Origin of the sequence: Pseudomaricurvus sp. HS19 (genome assembly GCF_009857815.1) — a bacterium.
GTDB lineage: Bacteria > Pseudomonadota > Gammaproteobacteria > Pseudomonadales > Cellvibrionaceae > Pseudomaricurvus.
Genome location: NZ_WVVW01000001.1, coordinates 222,017 through 239,028, shown reverse-complemented (window position 1 = coordinate 239,028; position 17,012 = coordinate 222,017). Strand labels below are relative to the sequence as shown.

18 protein-coding genes are annotated in these 17,012 nt (G+C 59.3%); 6 read left to right on the top strand and 12 right to left on the bottom strand.

Translation table 11 applies throughout. The features are described from left to right. Positions 1–86 precede the first annotated feature (86 nt). The gene (locus GSF27_RS00985; protein WP_160964818.1) at positions 87–1,685 is read right to left on the bottom strand and encodes an SMP-30/gluconolactonase/LRE family protein; all 1,599 of its coding nucleotides are present in this window, start codon (positions 1,683–1,685) and stop codon (positions 87–89) included. Positions 1,686–1,749: 64 nt separating this feature from the next. Further along, entirely contained in the window at positions 1,750–2,583 is an 834-nt protein-coding gene (locus GSF27_RS00980; RefSeq protein ID WP_160964816.1) for a TauD/TfdA family dioxygenase, read from the bottom strand. 154 nt (positions 2,584–2,737) lie between these two features. Between GSF27_RS00980 and GSF27_RS00975 the strand changes: the two genes are divergently transcribed. Continuing rightward, positions 2,738–3,364: a TetR/AcrR family transcriptional regulator gene (locus tag GSF27_RS00975; RefSeq protein ID WP_160964814.1), complete on the top strand. Its 627-nt coding sequence runs from the start codon at positions 2,738–2,740 to the stop codon at positions 3,362–3,364. A 73-nt stretch (positions 3,365–3,437) separates the two neighbouring features. On the opposite strand, the gene GSF27_RS00970 is transcribed toward GSF27_RS00975, so the two are convergent. Continuing rightward, the gene (locus tag GSF27_RS00970) at positions 3,438–3,623 is read right to left on the bottom strand and encodes a hypothetical protein (RefSeq protein WP_160964812.1); all 186 of its coding nucleotides are present in this window, start codon (positions 3,621–3,623) and stop codon (positions 3,438–3,440) included. A gap of 120 nt (positions 3,624–3,743) precedes the next feature. Between GSF27_RS00970 and GSF27_RS00965 the strand changes: the two genes are divergently transcribed. The 3 genes from GSF27_RS00965 (at position 3,744) to GSF27_RS00955 (ending at position 6,595) form a co-directional block, all read left to right on the top strand. Continuing rightward, positions 3,744–4,355 carry a TetR/AcrR family transcriptional regulator gene (locus tag GSF27_RS00965; protein ID WP_160964810.1) on the top strand — a complete coding sequence of 204 codons (612 nt, stop codon included), beginning with the start codon at positions 3,744–3,746 and terminating at the stop codon, positions 4,353–4,355. Between the two features lie 248 nt (positions 4,356–4,603). Then, positions 4,604–5,590 carry an alpha/beta hydrolase fold domain-containing protein gene (locus GSF27_RS00960; RefSeq protein WP_160964808.1) on the top strand — a complete coding sequence of 329 codons (987 nt, stop codon included), beginning with the start codon at positions 4,604–4,606 and terminating at the stop codon, positions 5,588–5,590. Between the two features lie 24 nt (positions 5,591–5,614). Beyond that, positions 5,615–6,595: an alpha/beta hydrolase gene (locus GSF27_RS00955; RefSeq protein ID WP_160964806.1), complete on the top strand. Its 981-nt coding sequence runs from the start codon at positions 5,615–5,617 to the stop codon at positions 6,593–6,595. A 386-nt stretch (positions 6,596–6,981) separates the two neighbouring features. Here GSF27_RS00955 and GSF27_RS00950 read toward each other — a convergent pair whose 3' ends face one another. The 8 genes from GSF27_RS00950 to GSF27_RS00915 all read right to left on the bottom strand — a co-directional run bounded on the left by GSF27_RS00950 (position 6,982) and on the right by GSF27_RS00915 (position 14,401). After that, positions 6,982–7,554, bottom strand: a complete 573-nt coding sequence (locus GSF27_RS00950; RefSeq protein WP_160964804.1) for a nuclear transport factor 2 family protein — start codon at positions 7,552–7,554, stop codon at positions 6,982–6,984. Between the two features lie 27 nt (positions 7,555–7,581). Beyond that, positions 7,582–8,418: an SDR family NAD(P)-dependent oxidoreductase gene (locus tag GSF27_RS00945; protein ID WP_160964802.1), complete on the bottom strand. Its 837-nt coding sequence runs from the start codon at positions 8,416–8,418 to the stop codon at positions 7,582–7,584. A 17-nt stretch (positions 8,419–8,435) separates the two neighbouring features. Continuing rightward, positions 8,436–9,299, bottom strand: a complete 864-nt coding sequence (locus tag GSF27_RS00940; RefSeq protein ID WP_160964800.1) for an SDR family NAD(P)-dependent oxidoreductase — start codon at positions 9,297–9,299, stop codon at positions 8,436–8,438. Between the two features lie 20 nt (positions 9,300–9,319). Further along, positions 9,320–9,856: a nuclear transport factor 2 family protein gene (locus tag GSF27_RS00935; RefSeq protein WP_160964798.1), complete on the bottom strand. Its 537-nt coding sequence runs from the start codon at positions 9,854–9,856 to the stop codon at positions 9,320–9,322. Between the two features lie 91 nt (positions 9,857–9,947). After that, entirely contained in the window at positions 9,948–10,478 is a 531-nt protein-coding gene (locus GSF27_RS00930; protein WP_160964796.1) for a nuclear transport factor 2 family protein, read from the bottom strand. Between the two features lie 95 nt (positions 10,479–10,573). After that, positions 10,574–11,500 (bottom strand): SDR family NAD(P)-dependent oxidoreductase, encoded by a 927-nt coding sequence (locus GSF27_RS00925; RefSeq protein WP_160964794.1) that lies wholly within the window; start codon positions 11,498–11,500, stop codon positions 10,574–10,576. 449 nt (positions 11,501–11,949) lie between these two features. Beyond that, positions 11,950–13,128 carry a MaoC family dehydratase N-terminal domain-containing protein gene (locus GSF27_RS00920; protein ID WP_160964792.1) on the bottom strand — a complete coding sequence of 393 codons (1,179 nt, stop codon included), beginning with the start codon at positions 13,126–13,128 and terminating at the stop codon, positions 11,950–11,952. A gap of 175 nt (positions 13,129–13,303) precedes the next feature. Then, positions 13,304–14,401, bottom strand: coding sequence for an AraC family transcriptional regulator (locus tag GSF27_RS00915; protein WP_160964790.1), 1,098 nt, complete (start codon positions 14,399–14,401; stop codon positions 13,304–13,306). 260 nt (positions 14,402–14,661) lie between these two features. Between GSF27_RS00915 and GSF27_RS00910 the strand changes: the two genes are divergently transcribed. Continuing rightward, positions 14,662–15,123, top strand: a complete 462-nt coding sequence (locus GSF27_RS00910; RefSeq protein WP_160964788.1) for a VOC family protein — start codon at positions 14,662–14,664, stop codon at positions 15,121–15,123. A gap of 69 nt (positions 15,124–15,192) precedes the next feature. Then, positions 15,193–16,467, top strand: coding sequence for an MFS transporter (locus tag GSF27_RS00905; RefSeq protein WP_160964786.1), 1,275 nt, complete (start codon positions 15,193–15,195; stop codon positions 16,465–16,467). A gap of 36 nt (positions 16,468–16,503) precedes the next feature. On the opposite strand, the gene soxR is transcribed toward GSF27_RS00905, so the two are convergent. Then, positions 16,504–16,971, bottom strand: a complete 468-nt coding sequence (gene soxR, locus GSF27_RS00900; RefSeq protein WP_160964784.1) for a redox-sensitive transcriptional activator SoxR — start codon at positions 16,969–16,971, stop codon at positions 16,504–16,506. Positions 16,972–17,012 lie beyond the last annotated feature (41 nt).

The following is a 17,012-nucleotide window of genomic DNA, read 5'->3' as shown; positions in this document are numbered from 1 at the left end:
ACTGCGCCGCCGCGTGCGTGGCAGCAGAACCTGCCATCAGCTGGCGCCTGCGGGACGGAGCTAATGCACTGGGCTAAGACACTGAACTAAGACACAGAACCAAGGCACAGCACACTGCCTTCCGCATCGGCACCGATAAAGAGGGTGCCGTCCGAAGCGACGGCCAGGTCAGCAAAGGGCCCCATGGCCCCCGACAAGGGCGGAAATGGATTAATGGGCTTCGGTGTAATGCCCTCCGGCGCGCCGACAGGGAGACCGGCCGCCAGTGTCCGGCAAGCACCGCTGACCCGGTTAAACTCAATCAGGGAGCGACTGCCGGCATCCACCACGTAGAGCAGATCACCGGCCACCGCTATCCCCTGTGGCCTCTGCAGCCCGTCCAAAACGATATCGACACCGCCGCGCACCGCTTTTACCACGCGACCGGCGCCCTCCTCGGCCACCAGGTAATCACCCTCAACGGTGATCGCCACGCCTTTGGGTTGATTGAGCCCGGTCGCCAGTTCAGTGACGCTGCCGCCAGCAATACCCAGCAACCGGCCGCGGCCGGCTTCTGCCACCACCACCGCGTCGCGGCCATCAACGGCCACGCCATACAGGCGGTCCAGGCCCTGGGCCAGAAATTCACTGGTCTGGTCAACGGGATTCCAGCGGGCCACCTGACCAAGTCCGGTGGTGACGATGAACTCACCGGCACCGGCCGCCGCCACACCGCGGCTGTAGCCCGGGCTACCGGGCGTAAACAGCATCCCCAGCACCTGTGGCTCGCCGCCCGGTTGCAGGGAGTAACAATAGGGGCCGTCGGCAATCACCAGCCGACCCAGCTCATCGCAGGTCAGCCCCATTGGTCCGTTCATGCCGGCGGGCAGCAGTGAACGGGTTTGCCCGCCCGCCAAAACCTCGGTGATTTCACCTGAGAAGCTGGAGACAAAGAGGCGTCCATCCACAAACGAGAGGTTGTCGAGCCCCGGTGCCAACTGCGCCAGCACCTGCTGCTCGCCAGTCGCGGGATTGATCCGCAGCACCTGTCCGGTAGCCGCCTGGGTCGACACGATAAAGCCGCCGGCGTCGAATTTTACCGAATCCGGAACCCCCAGGTTGCGGGCCACCACCTCCGGCGCCCCGCCATCGAGACCGATGCGCCATATTTCATTGGCTTCCATCACCGGGAAGTAGAGCTTGCCGTCCGGGCCCACCTCCATGGCGTTGGGCATGGGTACATTCTCTACCAGCGTGCGCGGCGCACCGCCCCCCAGGCTGAGTTCCATGATCCGCCCTTCATGGCGGCACTCCCCAGCAAACAGTCGCCCCTGATGGATGGTAATCGGGTTGGCACAAGGCAGATCCCCGTAAACGACACGGGTATCCCCACGGGGGCTGCGCATGCTGACCCGCCCTTCGCTGATTTCCGTGGCAAACAGGTTGCCCTGCTCATCGAACGCCAGGTCATCCGGCGCAACAATAGCGCCCCCCATGGGACTGACCGTGGTCACGGCGCCACTGGTCACATCGATGGCACTGATCTGGCTGCCGGATACCTGTGCCACATACAACCGACCATCGGGCCCTGTGCGCAGTCCGTTGGCGCCGTAAAGGCGGCTGGCAGGTGTCACCCGCTGCAGCTCCAGGCCCTCGGCCAGGGTAACGGTGGAGAGTGAGTGGGAACGGCCCGCTGGCTGCGACATAAGCCCTCGTCTGATGTTATCGGTTGACGGTGTCATCCGGCTGGCCCTCGTCCGGGCCGCGCCTTCAGCGCAGCGGCTCTTCGCCCTGCAACTTGGTGCGGTGGAGCATGCGGCCGCAGTCCAGGGGATAGGGCATGGCACGGTGCAAGGTGCCGGTGTTATCCCAGATCACGGTGTCACCCACGCTCCACTTGTGGCTGTAGTGATAACGCTCCTGGGTAGCCCAGTCGCGCAGGTACACCAGCAGCTCGATACCATCCAGAGGGTCCATCCCGAGAACATTGACCGCGTAGTTGCCAATAACGAGGGACTTGCGACCGGATTCGTGCTTCCAGACCAGCGGCAGTTCGACACGCCCCAGGGCTCGCCAGCGCATAAACTCTTCATAGCTGGGTTCCGGGGTGTGGCACATCTGCGTGGCGGTGGCCGCATACACCGCACGCAAGTCGGCGATTTGTTGCTTGCGCTCTACCGGCAAGCCTTCGTAGGCGGCGTAGGTATTGGCAAACTCGGTATTGCCCCCTTCCAGGGAAATCACCTTGCTGCTGAGTATGGAAGCGCGAATGGGGGTCGGGTTCATGGCACCATCAAAATGCCAGTAAAACGAGCCTTTCAGGTAGTCCGCCGTGGAGGTCTGGCTTTTATCCAGTGTCACCTTGTAGACATCGGCGCCACGGTTTTCCTGGGCCAGCTGGCCCAGGGTTTTGGTGAACGCCACCTGCTCCTCATCGGTAAAGTGGATCTGCGGCAATACCAGCACGCCCTTCTGCTCCAGCAAATCCCGCAACTCGCTGGCATACACCCCGCTCAGCAACGTCGCCTTGTCTTCAAGAATTTCCGCCCCGATTTCAGGCTTGATGTCTCTGTACTTCACTCGCAACTCTTGCGCCGCACTCATACCCCGACCTCTCTGATCTCATCATGGTGGCTGGCGGCCTGCTGCCCATCGACACCAGAGCCTGCCCAAAAATGCTGAACACCATGTTAGCATTTTGCTGCACCCCGGACAATCCACCTCCTGTCACTTTTGCCGGCCCGGTGACATTCGGGCTATGATGCCGGGCCACCTGTTACTGCAAGCCAGCCTCATGACCAAAGCCAAACCTCAACGACGACTGGGTAAGGAAAGCGCCGAAAACCGGCTCGCCCTGATTGACGCCACCGAACGCCTGCTGCAGAAGGAGGGGTACTCCGCGGTAACGGCGCGCAATGTCGCCAAGGAGGCTGGTCTCAAAATGCCCTTGGTGTACTACTACTTTGAGACCATGGATGAGCTGATTCTGGAGGTGGTGCGCAAGAGCTCCGCCAAACGACTGAAGCTGTTTATCCAGGCCCTGAATGCGAAAGACCCTTTAAAAGCCCTGTGGGAGATGCACCGGGACCATACCGGAGGTATCTCAACCACCGAGCTGCTGGCTCTGGCAAACCACAGAGAAGCGATTCGCAGCGAGGCAGTAGCCGCTGCACGACACTTCCGCACCCTGCAAATTGAAGCCGTGGAACAGCATCTGAAAAACCGGGGCGTCGACACCAACATCTACCCCGCTGCCGGCATAGTGACCATCATCACCGCCCTCACCCGGGCCAAGGCTCAGGACGAAGCACTGGGCGTCGATGAAGGCTATCCGGAGGCCCTGCAGATGGTCGAGGCCGCCCTTGCCGGCCTGCCGCCGCAGTAACCACCCTGGCTGCCACGGAACATTGCATCGCCACAACACAACAACCGCGAAATGCTAATACAGTAATTAGCACTTACGAATCACGCCAGGCAAGTTGCCACGCTGGTCCCGCACCGGCGTGACGGGCGTAACCCGGCCTGGCATCACTCACCTGCACAGCCTCATCGCCGTCGCGCCCACCCTCGACGATTGCACTGAGCGCCTGCAGCACGCCCGGCGCGCCCCTAATGGCGGAGAGTACGCCGTAACGCGGCACCATTGTGCATTGACATCCGGGATGTTAGAACGAGTCAAACCCACCGGAAGTGGTTATCATCCATTCGGGCAGCAACCCGCAGGGTCAGCCCGGCATCTTATTCAAGACCCCTGAGGAACTAACTTGTCTTCCCGACGCCTTGGAGCGAAAAGCTCCGAAACCCGTTCACAACTCATTGATGCCGCCGACCAGATTTTAAAGCAGGAAGGCAGTGCGGCTCTGACAGCCCGCAAGGTCGCTGACAAGATTGGCTTGAGCCGACACATCGTCAACTACTATTTCGGCTCGATGGAAGAGCTGATTGTTGCCATTCTGCAAAGGGACCGCAGCAACTTCCGGGAGCTGTACAGGGCCGCTCTTGAAAGCGACGACCCCTTACGGATCATCACGCAGCGGGGCATCGACATCTCCGCCAAAAACTTCGATCTGATTGCCCTGGCCTTCCGCTACGACGCGGTTCGCTCGGAGCTCACGCAAGCTATCGAAGAGTTCCGTACGCTGCAGACAGAGATCCTTACCCGCCACCTGGACGCCAGGGGCATTCAGCCCAGCGTTGCTCCCATGGTTACCGCCTCTATTTTGCAAATCCTTTCCCAAACCATCTCCGCGGAAGCCGCTATTGGTGTCACCTGCGGGCACGATCAGATTCGCAGCTACATCGACAGCTGGCTGGAGATGTTTGCCACGAAAGGCCTGTCCCCGGTTATTGACAGCGATAGCACCCGCCCGGCCTGACGCCTCCGCGAGCACCGCTTGCCTCCCCGTTTCTGCCCCCACCGTTTCTGCCTCCACACTGGCCGGCTATGAGCTCTCCAGACCTGCTATTGACTCTGCCCGGGGTTAAATGCTCTCATGGTGATAGTTGGCTATCACCATGAGAGCATTTAACCGAAGCGCATCCGCTGAGAGACATCTCCGCCCGGCTCCCTGGCGGGACATACCTCAAGCCACACTGATGCCACCAGCCAGTGAGAAGAACAATAATGACCACAGCAACACGCCTTACGGCACTCAACGTCCCCCCCCACTCAATTGAAGCACCCACCTCTATCAGCCCCCAGGCACAGGCGTTTCTCGGCAGCGCGGCAGAGCGCATCAATAAGCTGGGAGGCGGGACAGAAGACCTGATCAGCGCCACCCATCGCATTCAGCAACATTGTGCAGACGCGTTGGTCATGCTGCGGGCGGCTGCCAGCGGCTTTAGCGGGCAAGTGGAGGAGATCGCATTGCCCAGTGGGGCCATGCTGTACCAGGTAACCCCGGACACAGCCACCCACGGCAATGCCTATTTTGATATCCATGGTGGCGGCTTTATCACCGGCGGGGGTGAGATGTGTTTACTGATAGCCAAGCTCAGAGCCATGGAATACGGCGCCACCGTGTTTGCGGTCGACTACCGTTTACTCCCTGACAACCCTTTCCCGGCCGGGTTTAACGACTGTGTTGATGCCTACCGCATCGTGCTGGCGCGCACTGAAGCCGCCAGATTAATCATTGGCGGCTCTTCTGCCGGCGGCAACCTGGCCGCCGCCCTGTTGCTGTACGCACAGGACCACAAGCTGCATATGCCGGCCGGTCTGCTCCTTCTTACACCCTGCCTCGATCTCACCTTGGCTGGTGACAGTTATCAGACCAACCACTATCTGGATGTCAATCTGGTCGGCGTGAGCGAGATCCTGAAATCCTACGCTCAGCAAGAGCAACTGACCGCCCCCTATGCTTCCCCTCTGTTTGGCGCTCCGGGAACACAGTGGCCGCGCACGCTGCTGGCCAGCGGCACCCGGGATCTGCTCCTGTCCGACACCGTCCGGATGCACCGAAAACTCCGGAGCGCCGGCATTCCGGCAGAGCTGCACGTTGTTGAGGCTGCCCCTCATGGCGGCTTTGTGGGATCAGGAGCGCCCGAAGATCTCGCGCTCATGGCCGAGTGCAGGAATTTTGTGGCATCGGTCTGGCAATCCGCCAAGTAGCAAATTGCAGGAGTTGCTGCTCAGATGAGCTACACCACTGTCACCACCACACTCAGTTTCCGCAGTAAACTAAGAATTATTCTGCTGCGAACGTTTTTCAAACGTTTGCAATCGCTGATTGGAAAAATGTCGCCCCATCGCTTTGCCGACCTGCAACTGAAGGGGGCCTCCGGAGTGCAAAGTGAATACTGCGGCTTGCCTCAACGCTGCCAGGTAATAGGAAACGTCCCCGGGTCGTGGATCGGCAACAACAGCGAAAACCAGCGTGTCATTCTCTACCTCCACGGTGGAGCTTTTCTTTTTCCGGCGTCAGCAAGACTCCAGCTCCCGTTGCTCGCCCGCCTTTGTATGGATCTCGGTGCCAGCGGCTTTATGCCTGATTACCGACTACTCCCCAACCACCCGTTTCCTGCCGCCCTGGATGACTGTGAGAGTGCTTACCAGGGACTGCTCAACGCGGGTTACCGGTCAGAAAACATTATCTGTATGGGCGAGTCTGCTGGTGGCACACTGGTATTGAGCCTGTTGCACCGACTGAAGCGACATAATCTGCCCATGCCACAATGTGCCGTTCCGATCTCTCCATGCACGGACTTCGGTGGGGCTCATCGCTTACCATCGCGCTGGCTCAACACCAAACGGGAAGTATTGATCCCTTCATCAACGTTTAACAATATGCTGCTCTGGTATGTAAACGCTCAGGACGCCTCACACCCCGAGATCTCACCACTGTTCGGTGATTACTCAGGTTTTCCGCCCCTTCTGTTTGTTGCCAGTAATGACGAAATCCTGAGAGATGACAGCTTGCTGTCATTCGAACGGGCCTGCGAGTCCGGTGTGCAGGCAGAGCTCAAGCTCTGGACTGAATTGCCCCACGCTTTTCCAATTTTTGAAGGCAACTTTCCGGAAGCGGGCATCGCCCGTGTTGAGATTGTCAGATTCATTGAGCAATTAAACATGGCGAAGGATAAAAACCCGGCAACAACGCAGGGAAATGATCCGTAATCCGACGCGGTTCTGCCCGCTGGTCGCGGTCGGTAGACGGATATGGCGGAACAACAGCGGGGGCCACCAGACCAACTGTATACAGTCTTAATCACCCCTCGTAAGGCACTGGTAACCAGTGATGCGTCAGCGGCAAGTTTACAGGTTTCAGCCGAATAACCACTGACAGTATAGAACGCCCGGCCTCAACCAACACGGTGACGCTGCGGCCCTCTTCCTGCAGCCACCGTGCGGACCCGCAATCTCGAACCGGGACTGCAACGTGCTCCCCGCTGCACCGCGCCAGCCACGGTTCAGCGCTACGCTACTGATAAAACTGACTTCACAGCTAACGGAGAATAGCGGCTTCGACGCTATACACCGGTGGCGCGACGGCTGATAAAACGTTATCCCTCGCGTGGCGATTTGAGTGGACGTTTATTGGCCAGCGGACGCCAGTAGGAAGGATCTTCCTTACTGCGTGACGCGAGTCCATTGAGGTGCAAATCCTCTACCTCGGCAAAGGGAATCGGCAGGGTCGGCAACATGCCCGACCACTCGATGGCATTGGTGCGATAGGCGATCTTCCACTCGCCGTTACGGCGCTCCAGGCGATCGATATAGCGGCCCCCCGCAACCCAGTTGGTATCGTCGCGGTTGCGGCCGACAAACTGGTAGTAGATTTCACTGTGGGCGGTGTCGCCATTTATGTCACAGCTGTGATTGAGCAGCAGGTGCTGGGTAGCTACCTGCCCCTGGTCATGCAGCTCGCTGGCCCAATCGTAAATATCGGCGGCACTGGCTACATATTCGCCGGCCGAGATAATGGCATCAGCGTGAAACGCAGACAGGAACAGCTCCCGATCGAAGCGATCCATGCCGCGACTGAAACGCACCAGGCAGTCGTAGATATCCTGGCGATCCAGTAACTCCTGCAGGCGACTGCTGCTGTCTGCGGGTGAGGCGTTGTTTATTGTCATAGTGATCTCCGCTGGTAAGTGCTGTGTTCAGGGCACGTCGATGCCCAGGGCCTGCAAATCCCGCTCGGCCCAGAAAATCTGTCCACTATATTCCAGTGGGTTTTCGCAACTGGCAAAGTACGTCAGCAGCCGTGCCGGCAACGTCATGGGCTTCAACGCCGAGCCGTCGAGGCCGGCGTTCTCCACATTGCGCTGCGTAATTTCCGATGCCACCATGCCCGGCATCAGGGTAATAACGGCGATGTTCTTCCGCTCCAGTTCCGGTGCTATGACATTGCCGAGACGATCCAGCGCTCGCTTGGTGGCGAAATAGGCCGGCGCCGCCATGCGAAAGTCACCGATGGCTTCGCGAAAGGGTGTTTCCTGTGGCAGTCGGTAGGCGTCGGAACTGCCCGCCGTGATATTGATGATGCGACCGCCGCCGCGACGCTCCATATGGGGAAGCACCAGCTGCGTCAGAAAAAACGGTGCGTGGATATTGACGGCGAACTGGTACAGCCAGTCCTCCCGTGGAATCTCGGTCACGGGATTGGACCAACTGCCAAGGTGGGTCACAGCCGCGTTGTTCACCAGTATATCGACGCCACCAAAGCGCTCAACGGCGGCAGTGACCACTCGCTGCAAATCTTCCTCGCGGGCGAGATCCGCCGGTACTTCCGCAACATCGACACCCAGCTCACGGAGTTCACGCGCCGTATCGCTGAGAAAGCCCGGCACCTGACCATCGCTCTGCGCACGGGCGGTGATCACCAGATTGGCTCCACCGTGGGCCAGGGAGAGCGCAAACTGACGCCCCAGCCCCCGGCTGGCACCGGTGACAATAGCCACTTGCCCGCGCAAGCTGTGTTCTGCCTGCCGCTGCATGGTCGTTTCCGGGGCTCTTAGCCGATGGGTGACCAGATAGGTGCGCCACGGGTCTCACGCAGGGAGGGAATCTCCCTGCCATCCACATCCTTAACACCGTACTCGGCCGCCATTTCTGCAGTGATAAAGGTGCCGCCACTGTGGCGCATCACTTCAGGGTCGCTGGCCATGGCCACAATCACCCGTCCGGGAAACTCCGGCGAACAACCGTCTTTCAGCTGCGTGGCCGCGCCCTCTTTCAGACCGGGAATGTTGGCCAGGTTACGTTCGGCACGCTCGGTCATTGTCAGCCCCTGCCACAGGGACACGGATGCGATCTGATGGGGCTTCAATTCAACCGCCATATCGCGAGACATACGATCCACTGCCGACTTGCTGGTACCAAACACCACACCGTAGGTATAGGCCACGCCGGTGTAACCGGAGATGGCAACAATCAGGCCGCTCTTTTGCGGCACCATGATTTGCGCGGCGTACCAGGCAGCGACGAAGTTGGAGCGCACACCGACGTCCACCATCTCCCAGTTGCTGAGCGGCTTCTCCCAGAAGCCCTTGGGCTCGGTCAGATCGTCCGGCAGGGCAAAGGCGTTATTGACCAGCACATCCAGCCGTCCCTGCTCACGCTTGACCTGATCGAACAGCGCTGCCACCTGCGCGTCGTTGTTGTGATCCACTTGCACGGCGATACCCTTGCCGCCACGGGCCGTCACTTCGGCGGCGGTTTCACCCACGGTACCCGGCAGCGGATGCTCGCCACCGCTGACCGTGCGACCAGTCACGTAGACCGTGGCACCCGCCTCGCCCAATGCCAGCGCAATACCCTTGCCAATGCCGCGACTGGCACCGGTGACAACTGCTACTTTTCCCGACAGCGAACCCATTGGGACCTCCTTATACTGAATTACTTACCAAAGAATTTGTCACTGAAGTCCGCGCCCGGCTGACTTCTTCCCGTATAGTGGTCGCCGTTAAATGGCAGCCCCATGACACCCTGAGACCAGTCCACGGCAACACCATAGTCCATAAACCAATCGTACAGCAGGGTCCGCTCTACAATGCGCCATTCCCCATCACGCTTTTCCAGACGATCCAGGTAACGCCCCCCGATCGCTGTATCCCGATGTTCTTCACCGGTGTCGACGCGGTGATAGGAGGTGACATAGGTCTCCGCACAAGCTGTGTCTCCATCAAGTTCAACGACGCTCTGCCCGAGGGTATGAGCAGTCACAGGTAACGCCGGGTCCCCGGGCACTACCCACTCCAGATACTGAGAGAAAGGCCCCTTGAAAACACCCATATCGATAATCGCGTCGGGGCTGAAGCTCCCGCTGATCAACGTGGCATCGCGGCGATCTTCACCCCGGGCCAAACGGGCAATGCAATCCGTAATATCAAGCCGGTCCAACCAGGCTTGTTGTCGGGAGTTGTTCTCACTCATCTGCTTTTCTCCACTCTCATCTGCTCATGATTATTATTTATTTGCTCGTTACCGGTTTTGTTTTGCAAGCACGGCTCTGGGCTATCACGGTTTAAAAGAACTGTTCACTGTAATCATCGAACGTTTGGCCCACAAAATGATCACCACTGAACGGCTGTCCCATCAAACCCTGCGACCAGTCTGCTGATGGGCCCCAGTCCTGGGCCCAGTCGTACAGCATGGTGCGTTCAATGATACGCCAGACCTTGCCGCGCTTCTCCAGCCGATCCAGGTAGCGGCCGCCGATGACCATATCGCGCTGTTCTTCCCCCATGTCCACGCGGTGATACGACGTGACGTGAGTTTCTGCATCTGCAAGGTTGCCCTCAACCCGGACAAGCGATTGCGCCAGCATGTGCTGCGTCAGCAGCACCGCAGGCGAGCCTGGCACAACCCAGTTGAGGTACTCATCAAAATTGCCGGCAAAAATACCGAAGTCGGTTTGGGCCTCCGGCCAGAAACAGGCGCGGATACGGGCATCACAGCGGCGATCCTCGCCGCGGGCAAGACGGGCGATGCAGTTGCGGATATTTTCCCGATCCAGCAGGACACCCAGCTCCTCCAGTGTGTAGTCTGAGCTCATGGCTGAGGCTCCTTCATAGTTATGGCTGAAGCTCCTTCATAGTCATGACTGAGGCACCTGTTCGTTATATCTTGCGGTGATGCCCAGCACCTGAATTACTGCTTTTCCTGTTCCCCTTCGCGGGCGATCTGAAAACTCTTCTGCAGGTGATCCATGTAACCGGAAGGCACCGGTGGCAGGAGCCAGAGGTTATCGGTGTTGCGAATCTGGTCAATGCTGTCCGCCACGTCGTCAACGGTCCAGTGGGGGCGATAAACGCCTTCAGTTTCGGCCACCATGGCGCGAGCCACGCGGCCGGCCATGGAAACGTACAGTTCACCGGTTACCGAACAGGATTCATGGGCCAGCCACCCCACTACCGGCGCGACCAGATCGGCGCCCATGGGTGGGTATTGCGAGGTATCCAGACCATCGGCCATGCGAGTCACCGCACCCGGAAGAATGACGTTACTCTTGATGCCCTTGTCGGCGCCCTCAATAGCAATCACGTTGTTCAGGCCAATGGTGCCAGCTTTAGAGACACCATAGTTGGTGACATTGTGAGTACCGTAAATACCGCCAATGGAGGAAGTCAGCACCACGCGACCGTAGCCCGCTTTGGCCATCACCGGGAAGGCGGGCCGAACCACATTGAAAGCGCCAATCAGATGCACATCCAGCACCGCGTGGAAATCTTCGTGCGACAACTCTTCCAGGGAGCCGTAGCGAACATTACCGGCGTTGTGAATCAGAATATCGATCCGCCCGTAGTTATCGAGTGCGGTCTGGACAATGGCTTTGCCACCCGCTTCCGTCGCAACGCTGTCGGTATTGGCGACTGCGTCACCACCCGCCGCACGAATCTCCTCAACAACGGAGGCGGCCGGGCCTGCGTCCATCTCACCGCCCTTGATGCTGCCACCCAGGTCGTTCACCACAACCTTGGCGCCTTTGGACGCCAACAGCAGCGCGTACTCCCGGCCCAGGCCCCGGCCCGCACCGGTAATAACCGCCACACGGCCATCGAATCTGCGTTCAGTCACCTGTCTCTCCTTCAATTGCTTGTTGTAGTTTTGAGGCCCGCCCTACTCCTGCGCCAGCGCGGCGCGGATAAAACTGCCACCACTCTGTTCAAGCATGCGGGTTGCCGGCAGCCAGTGCTGCAATTACCCGCCTGAAGAATGGCACAGGAGACGCGGCCAGGCTGTTTCATTGTGAGGCCATACCGGCAGCAGCGCCCGGTATAAGTAACCCTGCCAAAGTGAGTGGGGAGAGACGCTATGGGGTGTGGTTCAACGGCCATATCGTGCGCCTCATCACCACAACTACAGCACCGGCTTGCGCCACCAGCCAGGGCACGACTGCGCTGACCCGCTCCGGTGACAGGACTTTATCCAGCAGCCAGCCCATACCGTCTCCGGCACTTGTCAATCGACTCGGAGGCATCAACACGGCCCGCAGGACCCGGGCCGTGTGTTACCGGGTATTAGAGTTATTTTTTCGGCAGTTCAATTTCTGCCTTGGCAGTAGCCGAGGTGACACCCTGCTGGTTGACCATCTTGAAATCAACCTGCACCAGGTGGCGACCCTCTTCATCCACCATCTTGTCGATGACAGTGGCGTCCATCACGGTGGTGTCACCGGTGAACGACGGGCCACGGTAGGCGCAGTTGGAGTGGACAACCTGACCCCACTCGCCAGCCCAGCCACCGAAATAGTCCAGAATCCAGGCACCCATGGAGGCGCCGTAGCCGTAGCCGCGCGGCATGCCGATCTGGCGGGCGTAACGCGGGAAAAGGTGTCCACGGGACGGGCCGATGTAGGCGCCGTCAGTCATCTCGGGGTTTTCCAGTTCCAGCACCGGATCCTGCTCTTTACCGGCCATGTCGCCGACAAAGCCCAGGGCTTCGATGTCCAGGTCGGTACGGCGCTTCACACCACACCAGATGGTAAACAGGTAGGCACGCCATTCGGTGGTAAAGCTGGCGATGCTGTGCGGGCCGATGATGCGGGTTGGCAGTTTGTCACCCACGTTGACGTCGTCCCAGTAGCGCTTGCCGTGACCCAGGTCGTGGAGCATCTTGATCCACTCGAACTTCTTGTCTTCCAGCTCAGCCAGCTGCGCATCGGTCCACACCGGATCTTCGGAGCGATCATCCTCTTCCAGGTTACCGCCCATTTCACGGGCCAGGTCCGGACGATAGCGGATGGCGGTGGAGCGCTGGGTAGCGATCAGGTCACCGGCCTGGTTGTAGTAGTAGTTGTCGCCCCGCTGAAAGCAGGTAGGACCGGCAAACTTGGTATCCTTGACGGTGTAGTCAACCGGCACGCGGTGGTTGTGCAGCGTGTCGCCGGCAAACACCCGAGGACCGTGGAACCACCACTCATCACCACCAAAGACCAGGTGAGAGTTAGGGATAGCGCCGATACAGGAAGGTCCGGTACCGTGGGCGTCATCCATAGCCACACAGAAAGACTGTGGCGCTACCATGCGGCCAAAGCGGCTCTCCTCGGCGTAATCCAGGTCGTAATGGAGACGATTGGGGTAGTGCATCGCCTGCGCCCAGCGGCGGATATCCATATTGGCAAACGGCTCACGCATGCGCGCTGGTTGAATGGGCACGCCCATGTGGTTATCCAGATCCGAACAATCCAGGGTTTTATCAGTCATTACGTAGGCCCTCCCGCCGTGAAATCCCCTGATCAGCATAGTAAAAGGGGTCATTATTGGCAGATTATTCTAGGGAGGCGCAGAGGCCAGAGTTAGTCATTTCGCGAAAATATAGATACATTAGGCGCAAAATACACTGTCTGACATGGACGCCCGGGCAGGCTTCAGTGCCCTCTCAGTCCGCTTTGCGGCGGCGAAATTGCTGTGGCGTCAGGCCTGTCCAGCGCTTGAAGGCTCGGCCAAAACTGGTGCGCTCGGCGTACCCCAGGCGGTCGGCCAACTCCGCAATCGACATGGTATCGTTCTGCAGCAGGTACCTGGCCTGCTGCTGGCGGTGGTTTTCAAGGACGTCGGAGTAACTTTTACCAATAGCCTGCAGCCGCATCTGCAGGGAGCGGGCCGATAAGCCAAGGTGCTTGGCGCACGCATCAATGGACAGGTCTGCCGACCCCAGTGCCCAGGCCACGTAGACATTCACCCGCTCCAGGGTAGTCTGCTTTGGCAAACGCTTGAGGCGGAACAGGTAGCCGTACAGCAGCTGAAACAGCGGCTCATTGGCGCTTGCCACCGGCTGCTCCAGTAACGATGCCGGAAAGGCGATGCAGGAGTAGTCTGCACCCGCTTGCAGGGGACACCCCACGATGCGTTCAAACTCCCCCACCAGCGACCCGTCGATGCCCTTGGGCACCGACACGTGCAGGGGCCTGAAATCGGGGCCGGCGACAGCCTGCAGCGTTTTCAGGTTCAACAACAGCCCCTGGTAGTTGGCTTGGGTGTTATTGGCAAACCGGGAACGGTCGGCCCAGCGCAGTTCAGCCACTTCAGGAGCACTCTCAGTGGAAATCTCCAGCTCCAGCAAGCTCTCGGACGAATGCACCACCGGAATAAATTCGGACAGGCAGGCGATGGCATCGCGCACGGTCGCGGCGGCGCGACAGAGCGCCACCACACAGCCATAGACGTCTGCAGTCTGCTGCTCCGCCAGGTGCAGGCCAAACAGCGGATCGTCAAACTCAACCGCACAGTGTTCGAACAGTTTCACCAGCGACAGACAGTCCACGAAACTGTTGGCGTCCTCAATCAGGCGGGCATTAATGGAAAAACGCGCCAGCAGCGCACGGTAATCCCCTCCCAGGCGCTCTATTAACTGCGGAAAACGGGCAAGGTTGGAAGAGCGCACCTGGCTGATCTCCGGCAACGTATGCAGCGGCTTTTCCAGGGCAAAGAAAGCGTCCCTCTGGGCAGGGGATTTGGTGCTGTTGGCGGTGAGCATATAAGTGCAACCTCACCCGGCGAGGCTCAGGGGCCGATCACCCGGTCCGATACAAGTAATGTTCACATTTTACCCCCTGCCCTCGCGCTTATTAACCTTACCCCACACTTCTTTACTGCGCTTGTGGTGGCGATGATTTCGAATCACGGCCATGATACCGGCGGCCGGCCAGTTGCGTTGACCGGCCCTGTGATCTGGGCAAGAGTCCACGCTTGGGAACTACCCTATTACCGATAACAATTTCCTCGGAGGAGCCGGACATGCTGGAAGGCAATCATTACCAGAACGCCTACATCACCCGTAATATCGACAAGGCGCTGCAGCAGTTCAGGGACCGCTGTGGTGCGGAGAATGTCACCAGTTTCGAGGTAGAGGTGGATGTCACCTCCACCCAGGGCGAGGGCAAGGCGCGCAACAAACTGGCCTTTGTCTGGGTTAATAACCTCCAATATGAGCTGATCGAGCCCGTTTCCGGCCATGTGCAGGTGTACGCCGATGAGCTGCCGGAGGACGACAGCCTCAAGTTTCACCACGTCTGCATGCGCGTGGACGACTGGGATGATTTCCGCAGTCGGGTGGATGAGATGGGTTATCCGGTGGTACTGGAAGGCGGTGGCGACCAGCTCCGCTACGTATACCTCGACGCCCGCGATTTCCTGGGACACTATCTGGAATACGTGTGGATGACTCCCGAGCGCTGGCAGCAACTGGGCGGTAAATAATCCGCCCTTACCCGCGTCCCCACGGCTGATTACAGTCCCGCCATCACAACCGAGACGATAACTGAACCCATGCAGTCCCCACTCTTCTACTCCGGCTGGCGGGTACTGGCAGGCTCTTTCCTGTCATCCGCGCTGGCCATCGGCTTTTCCATGTACATCTTCGGTATGTTTACCGTACCGGTAACAGAAGAGTTCGGGCTCTCCCGGGCCAGCTTTAACAATGGCGTGATCATCCTCATGCTGGGTATCGCGCTGGCTTCGCCGCTGGTGGGCAAGCTGCTGGATCGCTACCCTGCGCGGATAATCATGGGCGTCTGCGGTACTGGCTTCGGCCTGGCCCTGGTGCTGATCGCCGCTGCCCAGCAGCTCTGGCAAATGCTGGTGCTGCTGGCGATTCCACTGGCCTTTGGCGTGGCGGCCTGTGGTGCCCTCGGCGCCAATACCGTGGTGGTGCGCTGGTTTCAGGTACACCGTGGCAAGGCTATGGGCATCCTCGCCCTGAGTACCTCGGTGGGAGGCTTCCTGTCCCAACCCATTACCGCGTGGCTGATTACCAACTTTGGCTGGCGAGGAGCTCTGGTCATCCTCGGCATCGCCATCACCACCATCTTTGTGCTGCTGAATCTTTTTGTGATTCGCAGCCGCCCTTCACCGGCAGATAAAGGCTATGACGCGGAGTTTGCCGTCAACACGGAAACCGATAGCGCGACCACACAGGCCGGCCGGGCCATCGACAACATCACCTGGGGACACCTGGACCTGCTGAAGAGCCGCAACTTCTGGCTGGTGTCCATCGGCATTGGGCTCTTCTTCGGCATTGACCAGGCAGTACTGGTATCCCAGGTGGCTTATTTCCAGGACATTGGCTATGACCTGCAGACCACGGCCCTACTGGTGTCCATCAAGACCATTTCCGCCATCGGCGGCAAGCTGATTGTTGGCCACCTGGCCGACAAGGTGGACCTGCGAATCCTGTTTGCCGGTGTCGCCTGTTGCAGCATTTCGCTGCTGACCGTGTATATCCTGCAACCTGACTACTGGATACTGCTCTCCTGTGTCGCGGCGTTCGGTGTTGCCGTGGGTGGCGTCTATCCGGTGTGGACGACCCTCACCGCCTGGCTGTTTGGCACCCGCAGCTACGGTGCGGTTATGGGGCTAATGGTGTTATTCACCCAGCCCTTCGCCATGGTGGCCCTGCGCTTTATCGGCCAGATACACGACAGTTACGGCACCTATATCCCGGCGTTTTTTACCTTTATCGCGCTCGTGGGTCTCGCCATCTGCATGATTGCCCTGGTGAGGCCCACCAACCCTGCTGATGCACCGGCCCCAACCCGTGCCTGAGCACCGGCTGCCTGCCACCTCCCCGGCACAAGAGCTCTACTGAGGGTCAAAAGCACGGGCACCGGGCCCACCTGCTGCGGCCTGGTCATCCGGGTTACGCAGCGGACAGTCCTCCACCGTCAGACAACCGCACCCGATACACTCTGTCAGCTTGTCCCGCAGCGCCACCATCTTGGCAATTCGGGTTTCCAGATCCTCACTCCACTGTGACGATAATCGTCTCCAGTCCTCGGCGGTGGGCGGCCCCTTCTCCGGCAAGGTCGCCAACTGCTCCCGAATCTCTGCCAGTGACAACCCCAGGCTCTGTGCCACCCGGATAATCGCCAGCTGCCGCAGGATATATCGCGGATAACGCCGTTGATTGCCCGCGTTGCGCTCACTGCAAATCAGCCCTTTGGACTCGTAGAAATGCAGCGCTGACACCGGAATTCCGCTGCGCTCTGCAATCTGTCCAACACTCAACATCTGCCGCGCCGCAACCCCCGCCTCTTTTTTACCAGCCATAAAATGTACCTTGACCTCAATTAAGGTTGAGGTTTTATGAT

What these genes read in the sequence shown, in the direction of transcription:
- GSF27_RS00985 (WP_160964818.1), bottom strand. Translation starts at nt 1,685, where the DNA reads ATGTCGCAGCCAGCGGGCCGTTCCCACTCACTCTCCACCGTTACCCTG.
- GSF27_RS00980 (WP_160964816.1), bottom strand. Translation starts at nt 2,583, where the DNA reads ATGAGTGCGGCGCAAGAGTTGCGAGTGAAGTACAGAGACATCAAGCCT.
- GSF27_RS00975 (WP_160964814.1), top strand. Translation starts at nt 2,738, where the DNA reads ATGATGCCGGGCCACCTGTTACTGCAAGCCAGCCTCATGACCAAAGCC.
- GSF27_RS00970 (WP_160964812.1), bottom strand. Translation starts at nt 3,623, where the DNA reads ATGGTGCCGCGTTACGGCGTACTCTCCGCCATTAGGGGCGCGCCGGGC.
- GSF27_RS00960 (WP_160964808.1), top strand. Translation starts at nt 4,604, where the DNA reads ATGACCACAGCAACACGCCTTACGGCACTCAACGTCCCCCCCCACTCA.
- GSF27_RS00955 (WP_160964806.1), top strand. Translation starts at nt 5,615, where the DNA reads ATGAGCTACACCACTGTCACCACCACACTCAGTTTCCGCAGTAAACTA.
- GSF27_RS00950 (WP_160964804.1), bottom strand. Translation starts at nt 7,554, where the DNA reads ATGACAATAAACAACGCCTCACCCGCAGACAGCAGCAGTCGCCTGCAG.
- GSF27_RS00945 (WP_160964802.1), bottom strand. Translation starts at nt 8,418, where the DNA reads ATGCAGCGGCAGGCAGAACACAGCTTGCGCGGGCAAGTGGCTATTGTC.
- GSF27_RS00940 (WP_160964800.1), bottom strand. Translation starts at nt 9,299, where the DNA reads ATGGGTTCGCTGTCGGGAAAAGTAGCAGTTGTCACCGGTGCCAGTCGC.
- GSF27_RS00935 (WP_160964798.1), bottom strand. Translation starts at nt 9,856, where the DNA reads ATGAGTGAGAACAACTCCCGACAACAAGCCTGGTTGGACCGGCTTGAT.
- GSF27_RS00930 (WP_160964796.1), bottom strand. Translation starts at nt 10,478, where the DNA reads ATGAGCTCAGACTACACACTGGAGGAGCTGGGTGTCCTGCTGGATCGG.
- GSF27_RS00920 (WP_160964792.1), bottom strand. Translation starts at nt 13,128, where the DNA reads ATGACTGATAAAACCCTGGATTGTTCGGATCTGGATAACCACATGGGC.
- GSF27_RS00915 (WP_160964790.1), bottom strand. Translation starts at nt 14,401, where the DNA reads ATGCTCACCGCCAACAGCACCAAATCCCCTGCCCAGAGGGACGCTTTC.
- GSF27_RS00910 (WP_160964788.1), top strand. Translation starts at nt 14,662, where the DNA reads ATGCTGGAAGGCAATCATTACCAGAACGCCTACATCACCCGTAATATC.
- GSF27_RS00905 (WP_160964786.1), top strand. Translation starts at nt 15,193, where the DNA reads ATGCAGTCCCCACTCTTCTACTCCGGCTGGCGGGTACTGGCAGGCTCT.
- soxR (WP_160964784.1), bottom strand. Translation starts at nt 16,971, where the DNA reads ATGGCTGGTAAAAAAGAGGCGGGGGTTGCGGCGCGGCAGATGTTGAGT.